Genomic DNA, 23,935 nt, shown 5'->3' with positions numbered 1-23,935 from the left:
TTAAGCATCAACAACAGATAGGTGGTCCACTTTGTAAATACGATTCATATAGCGTTCACAATCCGTATTGTGGTAAACCGATACGATGGTCATTTGGTGTTCTTTATTTAGGGCTTTTAAAACATTAAAGACATGTTGTTCCAAATCCTTATCCAGTTGGTTGGTGGCTTCATCTAAAATTAATAAAGAAGGCTTGGTGTATAGTGCCCTTACCAAAGCCAAACGCTGTTTTTGTCCGCCAGAAAGACGGTTGCTATTTTGCGTCAATGCGGTGTCATAGCCCTGTGGCATGGATTTAATAACAGTATCCAATTGTAATTGTTGGCATAAATAATAGATGAATTCATGGTCAATGGCTTCCTTTTTTTGTCCCATAACAATGTTATTTATAACGGAGCCATTAAACAGGAAAGGCTGTTGCGGGACGTAATTGGCAAAAGGCAAAAAATCTATATTTTTTAAGGCTTTAGAGTCTATGTAATAGCCCCCTTCTTTAGCTTGAATAATACCCAAAATGATATATAGAAGTGTTGTTTTTCCAATGCCGGAAGGCCCTTTAATGCCTATAAAATCCCCTTTTTTTATAGATAAGCTTAGCTGGTTAAAAAGTAATGCGCCGTTATAGCCAAAACAAATCCGCTCTAAGGTTATATCTTTCTCAAAATCGGTTATAGCAGTTTGGGTTTCAGGGGTATTGGGAACCGTTATGTCATATAAAGCATCTATGGCATACCAATGGCTTTTAATTAATGTGACCGAAGTTAATATTTTGCTCAATGATGGGATGAGCCGAAGGCTGGAGGTCCCGAAAATAGTTAATTGCAACAAAATGTTGTCATGCCCATAGGTGGTTGCTGTAAATATAATGAGTCCTATAATAAGTGCCAGTTCAAGAATTCTCAAATGGTTAACATTAAGCGAAATAATGCTGGCTTTTGTGGTATTCAGGATGTTCTTTTGGTTTTCAAAACGCTTCAAAAAGGTTCTATAGTTTCCCGAGTTTTTTATTTCCAGATAACCACTAATGATATTCAAGAGCTCTGAGTTTGATTTTATTTGGGAATCCTTTAGGGTAGCGTTTGCCAGTTGTAACTGATTTTTTTTATTGACATACAGTACCATGGCTACTAATGCTAGAAGCAAAATAGCAATCAACGTTGTTTTAAAATAAATAACTAAAAGACCGCCGAGTATCATCGTTAGAACGATCATTTCGGTAATAAGGTTTACAACCGGTAAAAGGACTCTGCAACTAAAGTCTTCAGGAACTGTGCTTATTTGCTGGAGGATGTTACCATTATTTGAATTTTGATGATTAATGTATCGCTTCCTTATAAAAGCATGGGTATTGTTAACCGCTATTTTAGACGCCAGTTGATAGAAAAAGCCGTATAATACCTTATTGAATTTCATTTGAAACATAATTTTCACGACATAGCCTATAATCAACACACCAAGGAATAACTGGATATTTATCGTAGAAAAATTTAAGCCGGTAATGTGATATTTAAGCAATAAATCATGAAGCTGCTCAGGGATAAGAAGCATGGCCACGACCGGGATTAACATGGATATAGAAATTAAATCCATTAACCCGAAACAGACATTTTTAAGCAGGAGTTTTGGAATGGCTTTCTTTCCAGAAGGTGGAATGATTCTAAGGATTTTATGATATGTCGCTTTTATGTTCAAGTCTTAATTGGAAAAGGATTTATACTGTTTCATTTTTATACCGGATAGGGCTGATTTTATTCTATGCTTTAAGCCTTTCAGTATGGAATGGGTTTTGTGCAATTCTATTTCACTCACAACTTTAGATACAGCGTACCGATAGTATTTTCGATGGTAAGTCCGTTTAAAATCAATATCCCTATCAGTAGAAGTTTCCCAATTAAGCTTAAGGGTAATTTTATCTTCAATTTCGTTATATAAGCTAGTGCCTTTTATTGGGTAGGCAACGGTAATTGTGTAATGTGTAGGATTGGCCTCTTTTAAATACGTAATGGTTTTTTTAATATCGGTTTCGGTTTCTCCCGGATATCCAATCATAATAAATGTACCCGATTCTATACCCATAGCATTGGTTTTTTGAATCATACCTTTAACCGTTTCTACATCAACACGTCTGTCCATGGCATCAATAACTTGTTGAGAGCCGCTTTCGGCCCCTATCCAAATTCTAAAACAGCCTATTTCTTTAAGTTGTTTTAAAACGGTATCATTGAGGCGTTCGGCACGTGTAATAATTTCAAATGGGATGTTAAGTTTGGCTTTGGTCATTTCCTTATGGAATTCTCCAATCCATTTATGACTTACAGTAAAGACATCATCTACAAACCAAATAGCATCTGGGCTATACGTGTCTTTTAACATTTGTATTTCTTCAACTACCAATTTGGCGGGGCGTCTTCTATAACTTAACCCGTAAACGGCTGTGCTGCACCATTTGCAGGTATATGGGCAACCTCTTTGGGTGCTTACGGTCATAGAGCTTTTGCCATGGTGCATTTTCCAGGTTTCTAAGTATTTGCGGATGGGAATAACTGCTCTATTGGGAAGTGGGAGTTCGGCTAAATCTTTTATTTTTTCTCTGGGAGCTGTTTTAATGACTTGTCCGTTTCTTAAATAAGCAATTCCTGAAATTGTATCATACCCTTGGTTATTTTCAATGGCTTTACACAATTCTAAGGTGGTTTGCTCTCCTTCGCCAATTACCAGGAAGTCTGCACCGGCTTTTAAGTAGTTTTCACAATTATAAGTAATATCGGGGCCTCCTAAAATAATTTTGGGTAAACCATATTTAGTTTCTTTTTTTAGCAGTTTAACCAACTTAACTACATTTATTTTGGTCATTAAATTGGTGTAAATGGCAATCATTTTAGGTTGTTTTTCTAAAAAGAACTCTAATTGTGCTTCAAAAGAGTAAAATGTGCTATCAAAAACACTATGCGGTATCTGGTGTTTGTTAAGGTAAGATGAGATATAAAGCAACCCCAATGGCGGATAGGGTTTCATAATGGTCTGCTCTCTGGCATCCTCAAACAAATAATAGGCATGTGTTAGAACAATACTCATCTTTTTTTTAATGCTATAATGAAATGATCGGCATATTTTGCAAATACTGGTAGGCTTAGAACGGTATCAAGCCATACTAATCCCTTAAATATAAAATCTTTTGTTAGAAATGAATTTTCTAAATAAGATGGTGGTATACATATACCTATAGGTTTTATGCTTTTAACGGTAAACCATTTTTCTGTTAAGGTGATGATATCTTTGGGATTGTAATACCACGTTTTAATAGGGACATCGTGTACATTTACAATAAGTGGCATATTTGTATTTCTGCGTTTAGCTTCCTTAAATTGTCCTTTAAAATAAAAATAGAGTCGTTCCCATAGGCATAATTTGGGCATAATTACCATGATGAGATGTCCGTTAGGTTTTAGTAATGAGGTGCTTTTGTTGAAGAAAGCAGTTAACTGTTCTTTAGAAAGACAGTTAAGGCCACCAAAATTTGAGAATACCAAATCAACTTGGGCATCTAGCATATTGGGGTGTATAGCATTTATATCCAATACCTTAAATTTAAGATTGCTTAATTGGGTTTTGGCATTGGCTACTTGTATCATTTTGGGCGATACATCGGTTGCTAAGACCTCGTGCCCCCATTTGGCAAACTTTATGGCATCGACACCTGTACCGCAATTGACTTCTAGTATGGACAGTTTTTGTTTTGATACTATTGGATGCATATGTGAATATACGCTGTTGCGTTGTGCTTTACCTATTTTAGAACAGGTAAATGCCCTATCATAATCCTTCGAAGCATTATCAAAACCTTTAGACATGGGAATTCTGGAATTTTTTAAGCTGTACTTTGTTTATAAATGCAAAAAGCACATAGTATAAAAAGAATACTACGGACTTAAATTCGGATTTTGTTGGCTTGTATGGATTTTTTATAGCATTTTTTAAATATGTAATGGCTTGGTTCTTTTTATATACTTTGTGTACATACCTATGTAGTTTCTTATAATAATTGGTATGGTAGGTACCTTTAAACATCATGGCCAAATCGTCAGAATCGGTCCAGTTGGCCTTTAACTTTAAATCGTCTTTTACTTTTTCATAAAATTTTGTACCTGGTAAGGGGTAGGATACCGAAATACCTAGATTATCAGGGTTTAAGTCTTTTATCATATTTATGGTTTTATCGATATCTGTTTTGGTTTCCCCTAAATAACCAAATTGAATAAAGAAGGCCACTTTAATGTTTTTTCTCTTAAGTATTCTAGTGGCTTCATAGATTTGATTAACGGTAGTACCTTTGTCCATGGCATCCAAAATAGCTTGGGAACCACTTTCGGCACCTACCCAAACTTCTTCTAAACCACTCTCTGAAAGGGCATCGATGGTGTCTTCTTTTAGGAGAAGGTCTACTCGGCTTTGTATATAGTATGTAATATTTAAAGCCCTCTTTTTTAATTCTTGGTTAAAAGACTGTACCCAATGGGGCTTAAGGCCAAAAATATCATCACACATCCAAAATCTAGTAACGCCAAAGGTTTCTTTTAGGTATTTGATATGGTTGGCAATATATTCTGGAGAGTGCGAATTGTATCGGTTCCCATAAATGGGTTTAGCACACCAATTGCATTTAAACGGGCAGCCTCTGGTAGTAACAATATTTAGGGTAAATGTATTGTTACCAAGATTCCAAATGGTTTTATAGGAATCGATATCGATTAAATCCCAAGCAGGAAGCGGTAAGGTGTCTAGGTCTTTTAATACGGGCCGTTTAGGGTTTACAACAACATGGCCCTCTTTTTTGTAAACGATACCCAAAACATCATTATAGGGTTTGTTATTTATAATACAATCGGCTAATGCTTTTAAGGTTATTTCACCCTCACCTTGAATAATAAAATCAGCTCCTACATCTAAATAATCCTTATAATGGTCTGTAGCATCTGAACTGGAAACGACTACCTTACTACCACAGGCTTTAGCTATCTGTATCATCTCAAAAGCAGCTTCCCGCATTTTGGTAAGGCACATTTTGGTTAGGTAATTAAAGCAATCATCATAGATTACAAATAGTTTAGGCTTATGCTTTTTTAGGACGGGGTATATGTTTTGGGGGGTATCGATAAGGTTTGTGTCAAATAGGCTTATGGCATAATTGTGTTTGCGTAAATAGGAGGCAGCATAAAGAGTGCCCAATGGTGGGTAGGGTGTTTTGTTTTTCCATTGTTTGGGGTCTAGTTTGTAAAAGTAGGAATGCGATAAAACAATATCAGTCATAAAAATACAAATCTAGGTTTAGTGCTCGGTTGCCTTTAGCCATGGTACGTTGGTTATGGTTATAAATGTCCAGTATAGTTTTTTCGTAAGCCAAATTATGTCCCTTGATAACCCCTTTTTTTATTTTTAGCTCACCAGATTTTAAAGAGTCTACATATGCCTTTTTTCCTTTACCTAATTTATGCAAATAAAACGTCTGTAACCTAGATTCTATAAGGTTGCCTATTTTGGTAGAGAACAGTTGCTCAGTAAGATGTTTAAATACTATTTTCTTTATGGGCTTTGATGTGTTATCTTGAATTTTATAGTTAGGTAGGTTGGCTAAAACCCAGTCTTTGTTTTTAGCAATAAGAAGATGGAAAATGTTGGAATCCATGATGGGAATTAACGTAGCAAATTCTGTAGCGGAGTATATATTCTGTTTTTCAATTAATAAATTGTTTGTATCTATTATGTAATTTACACATAAACCTTTGGGAAAAAATAATCTACGGCAAGTACCAATTAAAAACTTAGAGATAGTAATGTTTCCGGGTTTAGTGATAACAAAAAAATCAATATCACAATTTTTGTCCATATACCCTTTGGCTAAAGTTCCAGATACCATAATACACCTAACAAATGGGAAGTACTTTAAAATATTAGCCATTTTCTTTGCTTTGGGCATAATCTTTTTGGCTTCTCGATGTCCTTTAATGCGCCTTTTAACCCATTCTATTTCATTTTTTGGCAGGTAGAAGTTTTTAATTTTATATAATAATTTATTTTCAGTTAAATAATTTAACTCTTCATCAATATCCTGTGTTTTAAACTGGCAAAATGCTAGCGCCTCTTTTCTTGTTAACGGAAACTTGAAAACAGCAAAATATAGAAACGTTTTAAGCAACATTTCACTTTTCTCTTGTAGCGTAAACAATGTAGTGGCGTGCGTTTGTGTCATCGCTTTTTTAGATTAAACTCAAAAGAAACAACAATATCCTCAGCAATTTTATTACTTACTATTTTGGGGATTTCTATATTAAAGTGGGAGGCTTTAGTGTTAAATTCACCAGACATATTAATTGCGTCTTCCTTTTTGGATATGTTAATAATAATATCATTGAGAGCCTTTGTTGTGCCGTGAAATGTTAATTCCCCATTAATTTTAAAGGAGCTATTTGTACTTAAGTTATTTAAATCAAAATTTGTTACAGTGCCTTTAAAGGTGGCTTTTGGGTATTTGTGGGATTCTGCATAATTCTCATTAAAATGTTCTTCCATTAGAGCATTTTTAAACCGGAATCCTTTTACCAAAACCAAAGCAGCAAACTCCCCGTTATCGGTATTTATAATTGCGGTTACTGAGTTATTTGTAGCCTTAACTTCTTCAAAAGAAGGTACAGAGGCTTCAAAGCCTACCGTTCCCGTTTTGGTTAAATACTTGGTTTGCGAAAAAAGGTTTAAACTTAAAAAAAGAATGCCGTAAACTAGATACTTCATATTATTGTGTTTTTTTTTGATTTTAATAAATCAATAAGTTCGTATTAAGATAATCAATTTTCCAATAACCCGTCATCTTTCCATTGTTGAATCAAGCTTTTTTCATTTGCTGACAACGGACTATTAGGTGAAGGGGGCATAGGGTTTGTGGAGCTGCTTATACGACTTATGATGCTATTTACATTGTTTTTAACCTGTGTATAGGTTGTTAAGGACATAGGGGCGCCATTAGATGGGGTGCTTCCATGGCACGATATACAGTTATTGTCTATAATGCTTTTAATATCGGCAGTATATGTGACTTTCTCTGTGGGATCTGGATCAGGGTCTGGTTGTGGTGTCATGTCGCCATCATCGTCACCACCACTGGAACAATTGAACAAAAGTGCAATTATTGCAAAACAGTAAATAAAATTCTTAAAATTCATAGCATGTAAAATTTAAAGTTTATTAATTTTCTAATAGCCCATCGGTTTCCCATTTCTCAATAAGATCGATAAGGCTTTGTGGTAATTTAGGGCCACCAAATGGCATTAAACTACCAGGGCCATTGCCATTAATTTTGCTAATTAGGTTGTTGTTTTGAACAGCTGATTTCACATTGGCATAAGTTACTAAAGGTATACTGGCGCCATTTACTGCAGGGTTACTGTGACAATTAATGCAATTATTGTCTATAATGCTTTTTACATTGGCAGTATAGGTAACTACAGTAGGCGTAGGGGTTGCATTTATTAGGTCATCTTCACTGGCATTGGTACAAGCGAGTAATGTTATTGATAATATGATGGAAATTGATAGTATATTTTTCATAGGTTATAGTTTAAAAAGTTCTACTTAGGTTAAATCCGAAATAAATATCACCGTCGGCCCAATCGCCTGTACTTTGACCCAAAAAGCTATTGGTGTTCATGCCTTGGGCATTGGTAAAGTGCATTTGGAATACATGGCCACCTGTTTCAATATCTACACCAATAGATAGTGGGTTTTTAAATGGTGAATTGTCTGCTCGGTTAAGATGCCAGCCATAGTCGAGGTTTATAGACCAGCGTTTGCCTAGTTTATAACGGCCTCCTAACCCTAGGGCATATTGTGAATTGTCCTGTTCATCTATAGCTACATAATTATCATGGAAGAATGTGGGAGCCAGTTCTAAGGATAAGTTGGTGTTTACTTTTCTAGAAATTAATACTTGGGCGGTATAACCCAATCGATGTTTAAATTCCAAAAGGGGCAGATTGGCTTTTTCCAGTCCGGTGTTAACAAGAATAGCGTTAAAGCCTACAATAGTAAAAGGGAAACCGTTTTCTTGTTGTTGTACCAAACGGTACTTTGCCGATACTTCATATATTTTTTGAAAGGAGCTTCTAGAGAAACCCACATTAAAACCATCGGAGATACCAAATACAAAGTTTAAACGGGTTACAGCATCATCTAGACCAAAAAAGCTGTCAAAGCCATTCTCAAGACTTCCAAAGCGGTGAGCAACAATAAATGTAAAGTCGTTTTTTGCAACTAATTTGGTAGATTCAAAATTGACAATTTTTAGTCCCTTAAAGGCGGCTATGGCATATTGGTTTACAGGGTCGGTGTCAATTTCATCCAACAGGTCATCTTGTGAAAAGGCTAAGATTGGAATGCAAAGCATAAAGAGAAGTACATGTTTCATAAAAATTGGTTTTGGTTTTTAATGTTTATTGTTTTTTTAATTAATAATACTGCATTGGTCCATTTTTATCTGTTCTAATAGATCATCATAGCCAATCACGCGTCCTTTAATAGTAATGGATGTATCTGTTTTTAATCCATCACTTACCTTGTTTGTAAAAAGACACCACACTTGATCGTCTATAGTAATACTATTGGTCTCTATTTCAGTAATGGCACCACTAACCTCTATGGTTTTGTTTAAATATTTTTCTTGGGCTTGTTCAAAATTGGTAGAAAAAGCATCACTAATTTCAGAGGCGGCTAAGGTAAAGGAAGATGCTTCTGTAGCAATGTTTCGGTGGTCTTGGTATATGTAATTATAGCCTATTATGGTTATAACTAAGACCAATAATAAAAATAAAATCCATTTTCGCATAACTTGGTTTTTAAAATTTTAATACTGCTCCAAAATTTTTGGAGCAGTATTGTTAAACATTAAATAGGTTTTAACAAGGCATCAATAATATTGATGTATGCAATTTTTCTTTTTCATTTAATGTTTATTAAATATTATTTACAATCATTTACGTATCGCATTCTGTCTTTATCTGCTACTCTAAAATCAATTTTTGTTTCTGTGTATTCCGATATTTCATGTAAAATCCAATCGTTGTTACAGTAAGGCAAATCAGGAATATCAATAACTACCTTTAAGCTGTTTCCGGTACCACTTGCGGTCCATGTACCAGAAGATGTGTTGTTGTAATGATGTGATACCACGGTGCCGTCGTTATAGAAATTGAACGTGTAATTATTATAAGCTTCATCATAATCATAATTATATCGTTTCAATTTATCTACCGTCCAACCAGTACAATTGGTTAAAATTTGAACCAGTTGTTCTATGTTGCAATCATCGCAATCATCATCGTTGTAATCAAAATCGTCATCTTCATCACAATCATATTTATGGGTATTAATGGTTGTTTCGAGTTCTTTTAAGTTGTTAATACTTAATATATCCTCATTAAAAAGTACCACATTTATAGGGAAATTAATGGTTACCAGATAACTCGTATTCAAGTTCTTGATAAAGTTATTTAAGTCGCTATCGGCATAAAATGTAACCGTATCAATTACTTCTTGGTCTTTATTAAATACAGAAGCTGTTATGGGGTATTGAAAATCAATACACTCAATATCATCGTCCGTTTCATTTTCGCCTTTGCACGTACTGGCATAGTTAGTAAGTTCAGATAGGTTATTAATGGTTATTTCGGTATAATCTTCTAGTGTGATGGTAATGGGGTAAGTAATGTCAATAACATCGGTGTCATCATCAGAATCGTCAAAAATATATTCAATTATTTTATAGTCTGCCTCCGATTTTATGGTCAAGTCATTGTTATTCACATTAACATCCAATGGAAGTTTAATGTTAAAGCAGTTGGATTTATCTATAATATTATCATTAGAGCCATCATTGCTAGAGGTGTTTTGCATTAAACTGGCTATGGTAGAATTGGCTGTTAAGGTTTCATCTGTTGGGGCTTGGATAAATTCCATTTCTTCCTTCCTGCAAGAAGACAGTACTAAAACTATTAGGCAGATAAAAGAAATTATTTTAATTTTCATCCTTAAACAAATTAGAAGTGGTTTATAACTTCATTGTATAGTAATAACAACTTAAGATTAAAATCTCCTGAAATTTTCTTATAAATTTTAGAATTACTTTGGATAATTTGAAAAGAGACTTAGAGGAACATGTTTGCGAGGCATCCGTTTTTGAACGTATTTACAATACATACGCCAAGGATTTGGGGGACTACCTGTACTATAAATATGGTGAGGAACTAGGCCCTAAAGATAAAGTCCAGGAAGCTTTTATTAAGTTGTGGAATAATTGCAAGAAGGTACCGCCCAGTAAAGCTAAATCGTTTTTGCTTACTGTGGCCAACAATATGATGTTAAACGACATAAAGCACCAAAAGGTAGTACTTAAGTACAGAAAACAGGAGCCCAACCAATATACCAACGAATCACCTGAATTTATTTTAGAGCAAGAACAGTTTTTGGAACGCTACCAAAAGGTATTGGCATCATTGAGTGAAGAACAACGGGTAGCTTTTTTGCTTAACAAGGTTGAGGGTAAAAAACACAGTGAAATAGCAGCGTTATTGGGAGTAACCCAAAAGGTTGTTGAGTATAGGATTTATAGTGCTTTTAATATTTTAAAGAACGCACTAGAAGGATTTAAAATAAAATAATCAGGAGTTTTAAGGTTTAAGTTGTTATAGATAAAAGAACAAGTGAGATTATGAATTCAGAGGAATTAGTAAAAAAATGGTTAAACGGCACACTTTCTGAAGAAGAAAAGGAGCAGTTCAATCAATTGGATGATGCTTTGTTAAATAAGCAAATCATAGAAAGTGCACATCATTTTAAGGCATCTCACTTTTTACAAACACCCTCTTTTGAAACTTTTAAAGCCCAATATAATACAAAACAAGTACCCGTTAAAACGTTAAGCAGGTTAAATCCGTTTATTAAAATAGCCAGTGTTTTAATTGTGGGATTGGGCATCTATTTCCTTTTCTTTTTTAATCACTTAACCCATGTAACCACTTTGGCTGGTGAGAAGCATACAGTAGTATTGCCCGACCATTCTTCGGTAACACTTAATGCATTATCTGAAATTATCTATGATGAAAAAAAATGGAAAGATAACCGGCAGGTAAGGCTTGCTGGTGAAGCTTTTTTTAAGGTAGAAAAAGGAAAAACGTTTGATGTTGTTACCCAACACGGTATTATAACAGTTGTTGGTACACAATTTAATGTAAAAGAGCGGCAACACTATTTTGAAGTGAAATGTTTTGAAGGTCGTGTTAAGGTCATTTTAGATACCATAACAAAATTCTTGAAAGCTGGCGACACCTATCTTGTTTTAGAAGGGAAATACATAGATGGAAAAACTACTATGAAAATTCCTAGATGGACAGAAAATATGAGTATTTTTGAAGCAATACCAGTAAAAGAAGTTTTAGCTGAATTAGAAAGGCAATATGATGTACAGGTACATTATAACCTAGATTCTAATCGCTTATTTACTGGTGGGTTTGTTCATGATGATTTAGAAAATGCCTTAAAGAGCATTACACAACCCATGAATTTAACCTATGAAATAAATGCTTCAAACCTCATAGTGGTTCATGAAAAAAAGAATTAGGAAATTTATATTTATACTATTTCTGGTTTCGGTTAGTGCATTGTATTCTCAAGAAGAAAACACAAAGGCATTAACTGAAATTATTTCTGTTTTAGAGACTACCTACCAAGTACAATTTAATTATGCCGAAGATATTGTGCAGGATATTTTTATTGTTGCTCCAAAAGCAAACCTGCCGCTTGAAGCGTCCATTTCATATTTACAACAATCAACAGGGCTGGATTTTAGTATAATAGGCTCTGGTATTATTTTAATAAAACCAAAAGAAGCTAAGACGCTTTGCGGTTATATTAAAGATGCAGCCACACAGTTGCCCATAGCATCAGCTACCATACAAATAGGAAATCATGCTACAACCAGTGATGAGCATGGCTTTTTTAAAATAGAGATAGATAAAACATCAGAGGTGGTCATTATAAGGCATTTGGGCTATAATACTTTTACCAAGCCAACTTATCTACTAATAAATGATGCCTGTAGTGATGTCTTGCTTAAGCAAGGTTTTCAAAAATTAGCAGAGGTTTTAATTTCAAATTTTATTGTAAATGGTATCAATAAAATAAACAATGGTTCTTTTGAAATTAACTTTTCAGAGTTCGATATTTTACCAGGCTTAATTGAAACAGATGTGTTGCAATCGGTGCAAAGTTTTCCGGGTATTCAAAGTATTAATGAAACAGTTTCCAATATTAATATACGTGGTGGTACCCATGATCAAAACCTGATACTTTGGGATGACATCAAGATGTACCAATCAGGTCACTTTTTTGGGTTGATATCCATGTACAATCCACAAATTACCCAACATGTTTCTTTAAGAAAAAATGGCAGCAGTGCAGCATTCTCTGATGGTGTTTCTGGAACAATAGATATGCAAACCAGTAAGCAAGTTAACTCGGTATTTAAAGGAACTGTAGGGACCAATTTAACCAATGTGAATGGTTTTGTGGATGTTCCTATTGGAGAAGCATCTTCTATTCAAATTGCAGCAAGAAAATCCATTAGCGATTTTGTTGAAACCCCAACCTACAAAGCCTTTTTTGAAAGGATTTCGCAAAATACTGAAGTAGCGGATAACCAAATGAACATTACCAATTCCAACAAATCTTTTGATTTTTATGATACGTCCTTGCGGTGGATTTATAAGATAAGTGATAAAGATCAACTACGGGTTAATTTTATAAATGTATATAATCAATTGGTTTTTAATGAAAATGCCAACATCAATGATCAGGAAGAATCACGAAAAAGTAGCCTGTCCCAACTAAGTATAGCCGGGGCTGTTAATTACGAGCGCCAATGGAACAGAAAATTGCAAACGGCCATTGAGATTTATGAAACCGATTATAAATTAAAATCCATAAATGCCAATATTATAGACTCGCAACGGTTCCTTCAGGAAAATAGTGTTTCTGAAACGAGTACCAAGCTTAAAGCGCTCTACCTTATTAATGATAAATTCCAATTGTTAGGGGGGTACCATTTTGTAGAAACAGGGGTTACTAATTTAGATGATGTAGATAACCCATTGTTACGATCGTTGGTGTCTGAAGTGTTGCGAACGCATGGTGTCTTTTCAGAGATAGGATATAGATCTTTAAGTGGACGTACCAATTTAAATTTAGGTGTTAGGTATAACTACCTTGAAAAGTTTAATAAGCAGCTATGGGAACCACGTTTAAGTTTTAGCCAAAAGTTCTTTAATGATTTTACATGGGAAGTTTTGGGAGAGCTAAAACACCAAAACACCAGCCAGGTTATTAATTTTCAGAATGATTTTTTAGGTATTGAAAAACGCAGGTGGCAATTGTCTAACAATAGAGATATTCCAGTTATACAGAGCAGGCAAATATCATCAGGTATTAGTTACAGTAAAAAAGGCTGGCTGTTGGATGTAGATGCCTATTATAAAAAGGTAAAGGGCATTACAGCACAAAGCCAGGGATTCCAAAATCAGTTTGAGTTTATAAAATCGGTTGGGAGTTATGATGTTAAAGGATTTGATGTTTTGTTAAGAAAGCGCATTGACAAGATAAACGCTTGGTTAAGTTATTCTTTTATGGATAACCAATATACATTTAACGCATTAGCCAACCAATCCTTTCCCAGCAATTTTAATATTGCCCATATTGTAACTTTTGCATCGGCCTATAAATTTAACAACCTAAAAGTTTCAGCAGGATTAAATTGGCATAGTGGCAAACCTACCACAAAGCCAGTAGCAGGGAATGAGATTGTTGATGGTGCTATAAATTACGAAGCACCCAATTCAAACCACTTAAAAGATTATATGCGATTGGATGTTTCTGTTATTTACGATTTTAGATTGGGAACTAAAACCAACGCAAGTCTTGGAGTATCGGTTTGGAATGTATTGGATAAAGAAAATGAACTGAGCCATTTTTACCGCCTTAATGATAATACCATTCACAGAACCGTTCAAAACTCTCTGGGAATTACTCCAAACGCTGTATTTAGATTGGCGTTTTAAAGTTCTACTTTAGTATTATGCTGCTTAACGGTTTCTAGATATTCTTCTATTTTAAACTCTGAAGATTTATATTTTGTCGATCTGTTTTTAGACTGTTGTTGGCGCTCAATACTTCTGGCAAATCGACGAACACTGTCGCGTGTTTTTAAAATAATGCCCGGTACAGGAACATTTTTACCATCTTCATCTTTTGCTACCATAGTAAAGTAAGAGGAGTTACAATGCTTTTTTTCTCCCGTTTGAATATTTTCAGATTCTACCCGAACCCCAATAACCATAGAGGTTCTTCCTGTAAAATTTACAGAAGCCTTCAAGGTAACAAGTTCACCCACTTCAATAGGATTTAAAAAATCCACTTTATTTACCGATGCGGTAACACAATAGTTTCTGGAATGCCTAGAGGCACATGCAAATGCAATTTGATCCATAAGACTTAATATATAACCCCCGTGAATTTTACCGCTAAAATTAGAGTGGGAAGGCAGCATGAGCTGGGTAATGGTGACTTGCGATTCTTCAATAGTTTTAAACATGGTCGTAGTTTTTAGTTTTCTTCAGCACGCTTTAAAAGCTTCTCGTTTTGTTGTTTGGTGGCTTTCGCTCCCAAAGTCTTTAAATTTTCAACACGTTTAATCAAGTTTCCTTTTCCTGTTAGTTTCACCATGGCGCTTTCGTATGATTTTTGCACAGTACCAATTTGGTTGCCTACTTTTATCAATTCCTCTGTAAGGTTTACAAAAGAATCGTATAGACGCCCAGCTTGTGTAGCAATTTCAATAGCATTCTGTTTTTGTTTTTCATTTTGCCACATACTATCAATGGTTTTCAATACGGCTAGTAGTGTAGTAGGTGTTACAATGATGATATTTTTCTCAAAAGCCTCAGAATACAAATTAGGATATTCCATAGAAGCTATGGCAAAGGCTGATTCGATAGGGATAAACAGCAACACAAAATCTGGACTTTCCATTTCATAGAGCTGATGATAATTCTTATCACCCAATTCGCTTACTCGTTTTTTAACAGACATTACATGGCTTTTAAGATGCCCTGTTTTTTCGCTATCGTCAATTTCATTGATGTAGCGTTCATAAGACACAAGCGATACTTTAGAGTCTACAATTAGTTTTTTATCACCCGGAAGATGAATAATAATGTCAGGCATAACACGTCTGCCTTCTTCGGTAGTAAAACTTTGTTGGACAAAATATTCGCTGTCTTTTTGCAAACCACTACGCTCTAGCACACGCTCTAAAACCAGCTCGCCCCAATTACCTTGCATTTTTGTGTCGCCTTTAAGAGCCTTAGTTAAATTAAGGGTTTCTTTGCTCATCTGTTCGTTAAGTTCTTTAAGGCCAATAATTTGTCTGCGTAAGTCGGCACTTCTGGTAATATCTTCTTTATTGGTCTCTTCAACACGCTTTTCAAAATGTTGAATTTTATCTTGAAGTGGTTTTAAGATGGCATCTAAATTCTCTTTATTTTGGATAGTGAACTTATTGGATTTTTCATCTAAAATTTTATTGGCAAGATTTTCAAACTCCTTAGTAAATTTTTCTTGAAGCTTTTCTACCTCTGCCTTTTGCTCTTCGTTTTTTTGTTTAAGGTTATCAAAGTCGGCATTTTTTCTGGTCAATTCAGAGTTAAGCAACTCTTTTTCGCGGCGCACCTCTTCCTTTTCCATTTCCATTTTGTTTAAGGACTGTTTTAATTCATCAATGGTAGTTTGCATAAGGTTTTGGCGTGCTTCTAAAGCGCTTTGCTCACTTTTGCTCTTTAGTTTGGTAAAAAGTATGCCTAAGTAGGCGCCAATGCCTGCGGCGATTAAAATGACAAGAATAAGAATGAGATTGTCCATTAAAATAAGAAATTTAACCAAAGATAATTTTTTTAGATGGAAGAACTTATATTGAAAAGCGAAGAATTTAACCTAAGCAGTTGTAATTGTAGACTCTTTATTTATTCACCCTAAAACTTCCTGTTTTTTCATCAAAAGTAATTAAATCTTTAGGAAAGAGGTTTTTAAAGGTGCCACGTGCTATAAGGTTGCAGGGGGTGTCTACATCTACGGTATCTTTAGTCATCACAATTAATGTATCGCACAATTGTATGGCCAAGTCTATTTCGTGTGATGAAAAGAGAATGGTTTTACCCGTTTCTTTAGCCAGTTTTTGCAACAGTTTTAAAATATAGGCTTTGTGGTACATGTCTAGATGTGTGGTAGGCTCATCTAGAATAATAATATCGGTATCTTGTGCTAGGGCACGGGCTATCATTACTTTTTGTAGTTGTCCGTCACTTAGTTCAAAACACTTTTTATATTTTAAATCGGCTATATGGGTTTGTTCTAGAGCCTTGTTTATTACAGCAGTATCGGTGTTTGTTAAGGTGCCCACCCAATTGGTGTAAGGCTGTCTGCCCAAGGCTACCAACTCAAAAACCGAAAGGTTTTTAGACACTATGGGTTCGGTTAAAACCAAACTCATCACCTTTGCTAAGTCAAGTGCCTGATAGGTTGTTATAGATTTATTATTGATAAAGATGTTGCCACTAAGGGTATTTTGTACTTGTGTTAAAGTTCTTAGCAATGTGGATTTTCCAATGCCATTTGCCCCAATCAAGCCAATTAGTTCCCCACGGTGTAACTCAATATTGATGGCTTTAGCTACTATGGTACGTTGTTTTTTGGAAGTATAGCCAATAACCAGATCTTCAGTCTTTAAAATAATATCTCTATGTAAATTTTCTATTTCCAATACCTCTATTTTAATCTAATCTCAAAACATCATTTTTCGCTTCCGTACCAAAAGCCAAATCACTACAGGTGCTCCAATTAATGAAGTAATGGCATTAATAGGTAGTGTGTAATCGCTATTGGGGACTTGTGAAATACTATCGCAAATTAACATAATAATGGCACCCAATAAAAAAACTGCTGGTAGCAATATTTTATGGTTGGAAGTTATGAATATTTGACGTGTTAAATGCGGAATGGCCAATCCAATAAAAGCAATGGGGCCTGCAAAAGCAGTAATGGTACCTGCCAATAAACTTGTAGCTATAATGATGGCTAAGCGACTTTTTTTAATGTGTAACCCCAAACTTTTGGCATAGTTTTCACCCAATAGCAATGTATTAAGGGATTTTATGGAAATGATACTGCATAAAATACCTAAGCCATAAATGATTGAGAATATGAACAATTCATCCCATGACAGATTACCAAGGCTACCAAAACCCCAAAAAATGTATTGCTGTAATTGTTGCGCCGAGCCAAAATAGGAAAGTACACTTACAATAGCAGCTGTAATGCTTGCAAACATTAATCCTATGATAAGTATGGCCATGGTATCCCGTACTTTGGTAGATACAACCAACACTGTTAATAATACTAAAAAGCTACCCAAACTAGCAGCAATTACAATGCTCCATTTAGATATTAGCAAAGCAGTTAGTACCCCACCAAATAGCCCAGACCCTAAGATGGCCAAAGCGACTCCCAGACTGGCACCAGAACTAATACCTAGAACAAAAGGACCAGCCAATGGGTTTCTAAATAGGGTTTGCATCAACAAACCAGAAACCCCCAAACCCGATCCAACTAAAATAGCTGTTATAGCCTTTGGCAATCGATAGTTTTGAATAATGTGCTGCCATGTTTCTTGCTGGGGAATGCCTCCTAAAAGGCTATTAAAAACATCTTTTAAAGGAATATAAACCGAGCCTAAACTTAGATTGGCAAAAAAGCAAACCAACAAGGTTATTGCTAGCACTAAAAAAGGCAGTTTATATGTATTAGTATTTGGCACTTATTCTAAACGTTTAAAAAAGTAAAGATCATAATTTTTCAGTAGTTCTGGGTGGCAAATCTTTATCAAATCTTTTAAAACCAAATCGGGTCTTGACATGCCCAACTCATAATACAGGATTCCTGCAGAGTGGTCGTTGTTTTTAAAGGCATAAACGGTTTTATTTTTAAAAGCATCAAACATGCTGTGGTGTGTGTTGCCATTTTTAAGTGCTTCAAGACTGTAATAGTTTGACGGACTTACCCATATGTCTGCATTCTTGGCCTTGGTAAATACCGTTTCAAAATTAAGGTGTAAACTCCCAGCACCATGAGAGTCCTGCCATAAATAATGCGTGTGGGCATCTTTTAAAAGCTGGGCTTCTGTACTGTTTCCAGCAGGTAGGTGCCAAATGTCATTGTGCATAGCTCCACTTAATACCGTAGGTTTGTTTTGAGTATGCTTGGCCAGGGTTTTGGCCTCTAGATAATCTTTTTCAATGGTGTTGAAAATGGCATTGGCTTCTTTTTCTTTATTAAATAAAGTCCCAAAAAACTTTATCCATTCAGCTTTTGCCAAGGGCGAATGTTCTACCCAGTCACCATTAAAAATAACAGGAATGCCAGATTTTTTTATAGTTTCAAAAGTTCGGTTTTTGCCATCAACAGCAAAGCCTACCACCACATCGGGGTTCAGGGCCAAAAGGACTTCGGTGTTAATCCCTTCATTTTTACCAAGCTCTCTAATGGAACCATTTGCTACCCTACTTTTAATGCTTTCTGAAGAAATATAATCTGTGCCAGGAAAGCCCACCAATGTTTTTTCCACGCCCAAAAGTTCCAAAGCGGGGAGGTGTGTTGTTGAGGTAACCACAATTTTTTGAATGGGATTGACAATAATCCCATCGTAGGCATTTTTTAAAAAACTGGTTTTGGCTAATTGTTCTTTGCTAATTAAAACATATTTATAATCCTTTCCAGCCTCTGGCCATGGGCTCTTAATTTCCATGACCTTATAGGTGCCAAAATCTTCAACCGTAAAACCTTTGGCGTACTTAATTTCAAGGAATTGGCTTTCGGTTTTTGTTAACGGTTGTTTTGCTTGCTCATTTTTACATGATACAAACATTAAAAAGACTATTATTATACAAACGTTTTTCAAGGGTGCTTTTTTTTTGTTTTTTCAAAAGTAAGATTATTTAATCTTTTGAATGAATCATTAAACAAATTGTTTATTTTTGCAGCGAAATTTGGTTCTGTTCATACAAATGAACGGATTAAAAGGGAATCCGGTGCAATTCCGGAACTGTTCCCGCAACTGTAAGCTATTAAGCTTCATGCTATACTTCAATGTCACTGTTACGCTAAGGCGTGATGGGAAGGCCAGCATGAAGACGCAAGTCAGGAGACCTGCCATTTTCAAAACAAATAAGTTAAACTTTCGGGATAAAAGTTTGCGTATGATAGTCCATGCGATTCTCGAGTAATTATTCATTAAAATGAACAAAAAAACAAAAGCTTTTGGTATACTGTGTTTTGGTATATCATTATGTGGCTTTGCGCAACAGCAAAGTAATTTAAAAAATGTACAACAGCTTGATGAGGTTGTGGTTTCCGATTCGCGTTTTAATTTAAAGCGCGAACATTCTGGTAAAACAGTTATTAAAATCTCAAAGCAAGAGATTGAAAAGAATCAAGGTAAAACGATTTCAGAATTGATAAACGCCAAGAGCGGTATTGAAATTAATGGAAGTAGAAGTGCCGAGGGGCAAAACTTAGGCTATTATGTAAGAGGAGGTAATAACCGTCAAGTATTAGTGCTAATTGATGGTATTCAGGTAAATGACCCATCATTAGTGTCAAATGAATTTGATTTGCGTTTATTGGATTTAAATACCATTGAATCTATTGAAATTATTAAAGGTGCAGCAAGTACTTTGTATGGCAATGCTGCAGCCACAGCAGTTATAAATATTACGACTAAAAAAGCTTCTGATGATACCATATCGGGAACCTTTTTATCTGTTGTTGGAACCAACCAATCGCAAGATGATCAAAATTATAACGGATCGAGTTTTACAAATAGTGCAGCTGTAAATGGTAGTCTTAACAAGTTTCGTTATTTGGCCAGTTTTGGAAATCGTTATGTTGATGGACTCTCGGCTGCCAAATCTGAAAATCCAGAAAAGGACGCCTTCTCTAGATTTAATACCAATTTAAAATTAGGTTATGAATTTAGTGATGCGTTGCAGCTTTCTGCCTTTGCAAGTTATGATAAGCTGAAGACCGATATTGATGGATTTCCACCTCCAACCTATACCATTGCTGATACTAATGATGAATATATTAGTAAGCAGACTCGTGTAGGTGTGGCACCCAAATTTACATATGCACAGGGAAGCTTGCAAGTTAACGCAGCATACTCTAAGATTGATAGAGAAACGGTTTCGGATTTTGCTACCACCAATGAAGCTGAAAGTTTTGTGGTAGATGCCTTTAATAAGTATGTTTTTAATGAAACCTTTTATACGGTTTTGGGTGTAAACCATGCCCATTACAAAAGTTTGTTTGCCAGTGAGGAAAGCTATACCAACACCGACCCCTATTTGAATGTGGTATATGTATCAAGTTTTGGTTTGAATATTAATGCGGGTGGACGTTTAAATAACCATAGCGAATATGGATCGCATTTGGTATATAGTTTAAATCCCTCATATAGCATACCTTTTAAATCTGGGTATGTTAAGTTTTTAGGCTCGTATGCCACCTCGTTTATAGCACCTAATTTATCGCAACTGTTTGGGTATTTTGGCGCCAATCCAGATTTAGAGCCCGAAGAGAATATAACGGTAGAGGGTGGTTTGGAATTCAATACCAACAGTGGTTTTCGTGCTAATGCAATTTATTTTAATAGAGAAGAAGATAACACCATTGTTTATACTACAGGTTATGAGAATGCGACTACCAATGCTACCGTTCATGGTGTTGAGGTAGAAGCAGAAATGAAAGTTGTTAAAAGTCTTTCTATAACTGCAAATTACACTTTTACCGAATTAAAAGATGGAGTGCGTTTACGCTTGCCAAAACATAAGGCCAATACCAGTTTTGGCTATGATTTTTCTAAAAACACATTTGCCTCTATAAATTACCAATTTGTTGCCAGCAGAACAGATACCGATTTTTCTACTTTTCAAAATGTAGAATTGGATTCCTTTTCTTTAATAGATTTTTATTTTAGCCAGAAATTACTAAAAAACAAGTTGAAACTTTTTGTGGGGGTTACCAATATCCTAAACGAAGATTATACCGAAATTATAGGCTACACTACAAAAGGCAGGAATGTAAATTTAGGGTTTAATTTGAGTTTGTAGGTTAATTAGTATTGCAAAGATGCTGAATAAATTCAGCATGATAAGATGAATGGAAGGTCACTAAAAAAAGGTTAGTAATCTGTCCATTCGTCTTGTTACACTAAACGTACTTGTGGGTCAACTTAATATTTCAAAGTTATTAACTTAATCAGTCCAAAACATTAACTTAATCTGTTGGGCAGATTAACTTAGTTAGTCCAACAGATTAACTTAGTTAGTCCAACAGGATAACTTAGTTAGTCCAACAGGATAACTTAGTTAGTCCAACAGGATAACTTAGTTAGTCCAACAGGATAACTTGGTTAGTCCAACAGGATAACTTGGTTAGTCCAACAGGATAACTTGGTTAGTCTAACAGGTTAACTTATAATTTTTAAAAATCTTAAGTTAAGATTTTAAAATATAATTTAGGTTGAAAGATTTGAAGGCTTATTTAAGGTGTTAAATCGCAATACCAAATCCCATAATTATCATTTTTGCAAACTGTGTCATCACTCTTTGGTGCATCATATTCACGATATACTTTTTCGCCAATGGTAAAAGAAATGGGATTTTTAAAAATGGGACCATCAAAGCAAAAGGTGTGAAACTCACCATTTTCACCACAGGGGTCTACCCCTTCGGGTAGTTTTTCTATAAAGTGTTTGTCTATTATAGTACCAACAAAATCTTTGTTAAAGTATTTAGATTGGGCACATACTACTATGGCTTTAAAACCAAGATCAATAAATTCAGTTAATAGTGTTTTGGTATTGCGTTTCCAAATGGGAAATACCGTTTTTATATTCTGTTTTGCCAATTGGGCTTCACGGTAAGCTTTTAAGTCCTCAAGAAAAATATCGCCAAAGGCACTATGTGTAAAACCTTTATTTTTTAATCGCGATACCGTCTCTAACATGGTTTGTTCGTACTGTTGCATGCTGGGCATTTCGGGAAGCTCAATAATACTAGAAGGGATATTGATGGCTTGGGTTTGTGCCTGCAACAATTCATTTCGTAAGCCATGCATGGATACCCGGTTATAATGCCTGTTTACTGTTGTTACCAATTCACCAACAGTATGGTGTTTGTCCTGTAACAAATAATAGAGTGCTAGTGCCGAGTCTTTGCCAGAGCTCCAGTTAAAATACGTTTTATTGGTTGCCAACTAAAAATTTATTTATAAGGGCGGTCGGTATATTTTTATCAACATACATACCATTATAGGGCTCAAAACTATTACTGTCCTTAAATGTAGCCAAAGGAAATTTGGCTTCTTTTTTAAGGTTGTTTAATTTGGTGGTGGCTCCTTCAATATCTGCAAGGGCTGCAGCGAGCAGTTTTTCATCGGGGTTGCCTATTAAACCTAAATTTAAATAACTTTCAGATAGTAAAATATCGGGTGTTAGGCCATCAAAATAATCGGTGTACCCAACTTTATTGACAGATTTAAATATAAGTGGCTGCATGGCGTAACTGTGGCTGGGGTTTACACCATCGCGGGTATAATCTGGGGAATCGTAAAGTGTTGTAGAGGCTTGGTATTTTCCTTCGGTATTTTCGCCAATATGTATCACATCTATATAAGGGTCTAAACTATTAATAATCAACTCGCTGGCCGAAGCCGATGATTCTAAAGCAATTATATATACCTTTTGAAGGTTTAGACTGTTAAGAGCTGCCCCTTCATCGTTATTGGTAAATCTGTTAATCAATAACTCGGCATTCTCTGCTTCAATAGCTGCTTGAAATTCACTATTCCATTGTTCGGTACTAAAGACTTCCCCGTTAAACTGGCCAGTTATCATACTAGCCAATAAGATGGCAGAGTTTACCGAGCCTCCGGGATTATATCTAACATCTAAAACTAAATGTTGCACATTATTGGCCTTAAATTCGGCAAAGACAGCATTTAATTGGTTATCATAATTTGCTGTAAAACCATTGTACATCAAGTAGCCTACATTTTGTCCGTTCACATTAAATGTTTCGGTATCATATATAGGATTTTCTTCATATTCCTGCTTGGTAAGGCTTATGGATTCATCAAGGGGCACAATGGTATCATCTGTAGTTTCCGGCGTACCGTTATCATTATAATTTGCCAGATTAATGGTATAAGCATTTTGTGCCAGTAAACCGCTGTAATTATTAACGGTTAAAGTAGTACCATTAATGGCATTAAAAATATCACCACGTTGTACACCCTTAGCTTCGGCATCACTGCCATTTAAAACCAAACGTACAATTCCAATTAAATCGGTAGAACTGTTAGGTTGCGAAAACAGCACATATTCCATACCATTACTAACTCTAAACCCCTCAAAAAAACGCTCCAATTGAATATAATCGTCTACAATCCAACTGTACTTATCCACAGTTTCTCTTTGGTAGATAAGGCTTTCAAATAAATCCTCAGGCCTTGAAAAACTGTTTAAATATTCAGCATATTCAGTATCAGTAGTAAAACGATTGTTGGCAAGATCGGGTACATTGTCTTTATATAAATAGAAAAGGTTCATGCCTTTCCAAACAAAATCGTTTATTTCGCTTGCAGAGATTTGGTTGTCATCATTATCCTCAAAACAACTCGTAGATATAAAGGAAACAACCAGAAGAAGAATTAGGGCTTTGGTAAATCGCAT

22 protein-coding genes and 1 riboswitch are annotated in these 23,935 nt (G+C 35.3%); of the genes, 4 read left to right on the top strand and 18 right to left on the bottom strand.

Going from position 1 to position 23,935, the window contains the following annotated elements:
• The 11 genes from AC5SR4_RS01345 to AC5SR4_RS01295 form a co-directional block, all read right to left on the bottom strand.
• A complete protein-coding gene (locus tag AC5SR4_RS01345; protein WP_495357744.1) occupies positions 1-1,692 on the bottom strand; it encodes an ATP-binding cassette domain-containing protein in 1,692 nt (563 codons plus the stop codon).
• A 3-nt stretch (positions 1,693-1,695) separates the two neighbouring features.
• Positions 1,696-3,075, bottom strand: a complete 1,380-nt coding sequence (locus AC5SR4_RS01340) for a B12-binding domain-containing radical SAM protein (protein ID WP_495357743.1) — start codon at positions 3,073-3,075, stop codon at positions 1,696-1,698.
• Positions 3,072-3,851, bottom strand: a complete 780-nt coding sequence (locus AC5SR4_RS01335; RefSeq protein ID WP_495357742.1) for a class I SAM-dependent methyltransferase — start codon at positions 3,849-3,851, stop codon at positions 3,072-3,074. The genes AC5SR4_RS01340 and AC5SR4_RS01335 overlap by 4 nt, the downstream gene beginning before the upstream one ends.
• Positions 3,844-5,307, bottom strand: coding sequence for a B12-binding domain-containing radical SAM protein (locus AC5SR4_RS01330; protein ID WP_495357741.1), 1,464 nt, complete (start codon positions 5,305-5,307; stop codon positions 3,844-3,846). The genes AC5SR4_RS01335 and AC5SR4_RS01330 overlap by 8 nt, the downstream gene beginning before the upstream one ends.
• On the bottom strand, positions 5,300-6,247 hold the full coding sequence (locus AC5SR4_RS01325) for a hypothetical protein (RefSeq protein ID WP_495357740.1): 948 nt from the start codon (positions 6,245-6,247) through the stop codon (positions 5,300-5,302). Before AC5SR4_RS01325 ends, AC5SR4_RS01330 begins: the two co-directional genes overlap by 8 nt.
• Positions 6,244-6,786: a YceI family protein gene (locus AC5SR4_RS01320; RefSeq protein WP_495357739.1), complete on the bottom strand. Its 543-nt coding sequence runs from the start codon at positions 6,784-6,786 to the stop codon at positions 6,244-6,246. The genes AC5SR4_RS01325 and AC5SR4_RS01320 overlap by 4 nt, the downstream gene beginning before the upstream one ends.
• Before the next feature lie 53 nt (positions 6,787-6,839).
• Complete coding sequence (locus AC5SR4_RS01315; protein WP_495357738.1) at positions 6,840-7,214, bottom strand: hypothetical protein; 375 nt, start codon at positions 7,212-7,214, stop codon at positions 6,840-6,842.
• Between the two features lie 22 nt (positions 7,215-7,236).
• Positions 7,237-7,599, bottom strand: coding sequence for a hypothetical protein (locus AC5SR4_RS01310; RefSeq protein WP_495357737.1), 363 nt, complete (start codon positions 7,597-7,599; stop codon positions 7,237-7,239).
• Positions 7,600-7,609: 10 nt separating this feature from the next.
• Entirely contained in the window at positions 7,610-8,455 is an 846-nt protein-coding gene (locus tag AC5SR4_RS01305; protein ID WP_495357736.1) for a DUF5777 family beta-barrel protein, read from the bottom strand.
• Positions 8,456-8,491: 36 nt separating this feature from the next.
• Positions 8,492-8,872 (bottom strand): OB-fold protein, encoded by a 381-nt coding sequence (locus tag AC5SR4_RS01300; protein ID WP_495357735.1) that lies wholly within the window; start codon positions 8,870-8,872, stop codon positions 8,492-8,494.
• Between the two features lie 134 nt (positions 8,873-9,006).
• Positions 9,007-10,071, bottom strand: a complete 1,065-nt coding sequence (locus AC5SR4_RS01295; protein WP_495357734.1) for a hypothetical protein — start codon at positions 10,069-10,071, stop codon at positions 9,007-9,009.
• 107 nt (positions 10,072-10,178) lie between these two features.
• Here AC5SR4_RS01295 and AC5SR4_RS01290 point away from each other — a divergent pair, with 107 nt between their 5' ends.
• The 3 genes from AC5SR4_RS01290 to AC5SR4_RS01280 are packed head-to-tail and all read left to right on the top strand — an operon-like array spanning position 10,179 to position 14,153.
• A complete protein-coding gene (locus tag AC5SR4_RS01290) occupies positions 10,179-10,703 on the top strand; it encodes an RNA polymerase sigma factor (RefSeq protein WP_495359139.1) in 525 nt (174 codons plus the stop codon).
• A 50-nt stretch (positions 10,704-10,753) separates the two neighbouring features.
• Complete coding sequence (locus tag AC5SR4_RS01285) at positions 10,754-11,662, top strand: FecR family protein (RefSeq protein ID WP_495357733.1); 909 nt, start codon at positions 10,754-10,756, stop codon at positions 11,660-11,662.
• The gene (locus AC5SR4_RS01280; RefSeq protein ID WP_495357732.1) at positions 11,646-14,153 is read left to right on the top strand and encodes a TonB-dependent receptor; all 2,508 of its coding nucleotides are present in this window, start codon (positions 11,646-11,648) and stop codon (positions 14,151-14,153) included. The genes AC5SR4_RS01285 and AC5SR4_RS01280 overlap by 17 nt, the downstream gene beginning before the upstream one ends.
• Here AC5SR4_RS01280 and AC5SR4_RS01275 read toward each other — a convergent pair.
• The 5 genes from AC5SR4_RS01275 to AC5SR4_RS01255 form a co-directional block, all read right to left on the bottom strand.
• On the bottom strand, positions 14,150-14,686 hold the full coding sequence (locus AC5SR4_RS01275; protein WP_495357731.1) for an acyl-CoA thioesterase: 537 nt from the start codon (positions 14,684-14,686) through the stop codon (positions 14,150-14,152). The genes AC5SR4_RS01280 and AC5SR4_RS01275 overlap by 4 nt on opposite strands.
• A gap of 11 nt (positions 14,687-14,697) precedes the next feature.
• Complete coding sequence (locus AC5SR4_RS01270) at positions 14,698-16,011, bottom strand: DNA recombination protein RmuC (RefSeq protein WP_495357730.1); 1,314 nt, start codon at positions 16,009-16,011, stop codon at positions 14,698-14,700.
• A gap of 97 nt (positions 16,012-16,108) precedes the next feature.
• Complete coding sequence (locus AC5SR4_RS01265; RefSeq protein WP_495359138.1) at positions 16,109-16,903, bottom strand: ABC transporter ATP-binding protein; 795 nt, start codon at positions 16,901-16,903, stop codon at positions 16,109-16,111.
• Between the two features lie 27 nt (positions 16,904-16,930).
• Positions 16,931-17,962, bottom strand: a complete 1,032-nt coding sequence (locus AC5SR4_RS01260) for a FecCD family ABC transporter permease (protein ID WP_495357729.1) — start codon at positions 17,960-17,962, stop codon at positions 16,931-16,933.
• Positions 17,963-19,069 (bottom strand): ABC transporter substrate-binding protein, encoded by a 1,107-nt coding sequence (locus AC5SR4_RS01255; RefSeq protein WP_495357728.1) that lies wholly within the window; start codon positions 19,067-19,069, stop codon positions 17,963-17,965. It abuts the gene before it with no gap.
• Positions 19,070-19,174: 105 nt separating this feature from the next.
• A riboswitch (cobalamin riboswitch) is annotated at positions 19,175-19,372 on the top strand.
• Positions 19,373-19,439: 67 nt separating this feature from the next.
• On the opposite strand from AC5SR4_RS01255, the gene AC5SR4_RS01250 reads away from it, so the two are divergent.
• On the top strand, positions 19,440-21,311 hold the full coding sequence (locus AC5SR4_RS01250) for a TonB-dependent receptor plug domain-containing protein (protein ID WP_495357727.1): 1,872 nt from the start codon (positions 19,440-19,442) through the stop codon (positions 21,309-21,311).
• Between the two features lie 433 nt (positions 21,312-21,744).
• Here the strand turns inward: AC5SR4_RS01250 and AC5SR4_RS01245 are convergent, their stop codons facing one another.
• Together AC5SR4_RS01245 and AC5SR4_RS01240 are read right to left on the bottom strand one after the other, a co-directional pair.
• Positions 21,745-22,458, bottom strand: a complete 714-nt coding sequence (locus tag AC5SR4_RS01245) for a Dph6-related ATP pyrophosphatase (RefSeq protein WP_495357726.1) — start codon at positions 22,456-22,458, stop codon at positions 21,745-21,747.
• A complete protein-coding gene (locus tag AC5SR4_RS01240) occupies positions 22,445-23,935 on the bottom strand; it encodes a GFO_1087 family putative carboxy terminal peptidase (RefSeq protein WP_495357725.1) in 1,491 nt (496 codons plus the stop codon). Before AC5SR4_RS01240 ends, AC5SR4_RS01245 begins: the two co-directional genes overlap by 14 nt.

Source organism: Aestuariibaculum scopimerae, from assembly GCF_059428085.1.
The sequence above is the reverse complement of the archived record's forward strand: the minus strand, read 5'-3'. Positions and strand labels throughout refer to the sequence as shown.

Excerpts from the sequence above, each read along its gene's own strand:
- AC5SR4_RS01240 (WP_495357725.1), bottom strand. The coding sequence starts at position 23,935 with ATGCGATTTACCAAAGCCCTAATTCTTCTTCTGGTTGTTTCCTTTATA.
- AC5SR4_RS01270 (WP_495357730.1), bottom strand. The coding sequence starts at position 16,011 with ATGGACAATCTCATTCTTATTCTTGTCATTTTAATCGCCGCAGGCATT.
- AC5SR4_RS01305 (WP_495357736.1), bottom strand. The coding sequence starts at position 8,455 with ATGAAACATGTACTTCTCTTTATGCTTTGCATTCCAATCTTAGCCTTT.
- AC5SR4_RS01255 (WP_495357728.1), bottom strand. The coding sequence starts at position 19,069 with ATGTTTGTATCATGTAAAAATGAGCAAGCAAAACAACCGTTAACAAAA.
- AC5SR4_RS01275 (WP_495357731.1), bottom strand. The coding sequence starts at position 14,686 with ATGTTTAAAACTATTGAAGAATCGCAAGTCACCATTACCCAGCTCATG.
- AC5SR4_RS01315 (WP_495357738.1), bottom strand. The coding sequence starts at position 7,214 with ATGAATTTTAAGAATTTTATTTACTGTTTTGCAATAATTGCACTTTTG.
- AC5SR4_RS01325 (WP_495357740.1), bottom strand. The coding sequence starts at position 6,247 with ATGACACAAACGCACGCCACTACATTGTTTACGCTACAAGAGAAAAGT.
- AC5SR4_RS01250 (WP_495357727.1), top strand. The coding sequence starts at position 19,440 with ATGAACAAAAAAACAAAAGCTTTTGGTATACTGTGTTTTGGTATATCA.
- AC5SR4_RS01300 (WP_495357735.1), bottom strand. The coding sequence starts at position 8,872 with ATGCGAAAATGGATTTTATTTTTATTATTGGTCTTAGTTATAACCATA.
- AC5SR4_RS01285 (WP_495357733.1), top strand. The coding sequence starts at position 10,754 with ATGAATTCAGAGGAATTAGTAAAAAAATGGTTAAACGGCACACTTTCT.
- AC5SR4_RS01295 (WP_495357734.1), bottom strand. The coding sequence starts at position 10,071 with ATGAAAATTAAAATAATTTCTTTTATCTGCCTAATAGTTTTAGTACTG.
- AC5SR4_RS01310 (WP_495357737.1), bottom strand. The coding sequence starts at position 7,599 with ATGAAAAATATACTATCAATTTCCATCATATTATCAATAACATTACTC.
- AC5SR4_RS01335 (WP_495357742.1), bottom strand. The coding sequence starts at position 3,851 with ATGTCTAAAGGTTTTGATAATGCTTCGAAGGATTATGATAGGGCATTT.
- AC5SR4_RS01330 (WP_495357741.1), bottom strand. The coding sequence starts at position 5,307 with ATGACTGATATTGTTTTATCGCATTCCTACTTTTACAAACTAGACCCC.
- AC5SR4_RS01340 (WP_495357743.1), bottom strand. The coding sequence starts at position 3,075 with ATGAGTATTGTTCTAACACATGCCTATTATTTGTTTGAGGATGCCAGA.
- AC5SR4_RS01320 (WP_495357739.1), bottom strand. The coding sequence starts at position 6,786 with ATGAAGTATCTAGTTTACGGCATTCTTTTTTTAAGTTTAAACCTTTTT.
- AC5SR4_RS01280 (WP_495357732.1), top strand. The coding sequence starts at position 11,646 with ATGAAAAAAAGAATTAGGAAATTTATATTTATACTATTTCTGGTTTCG.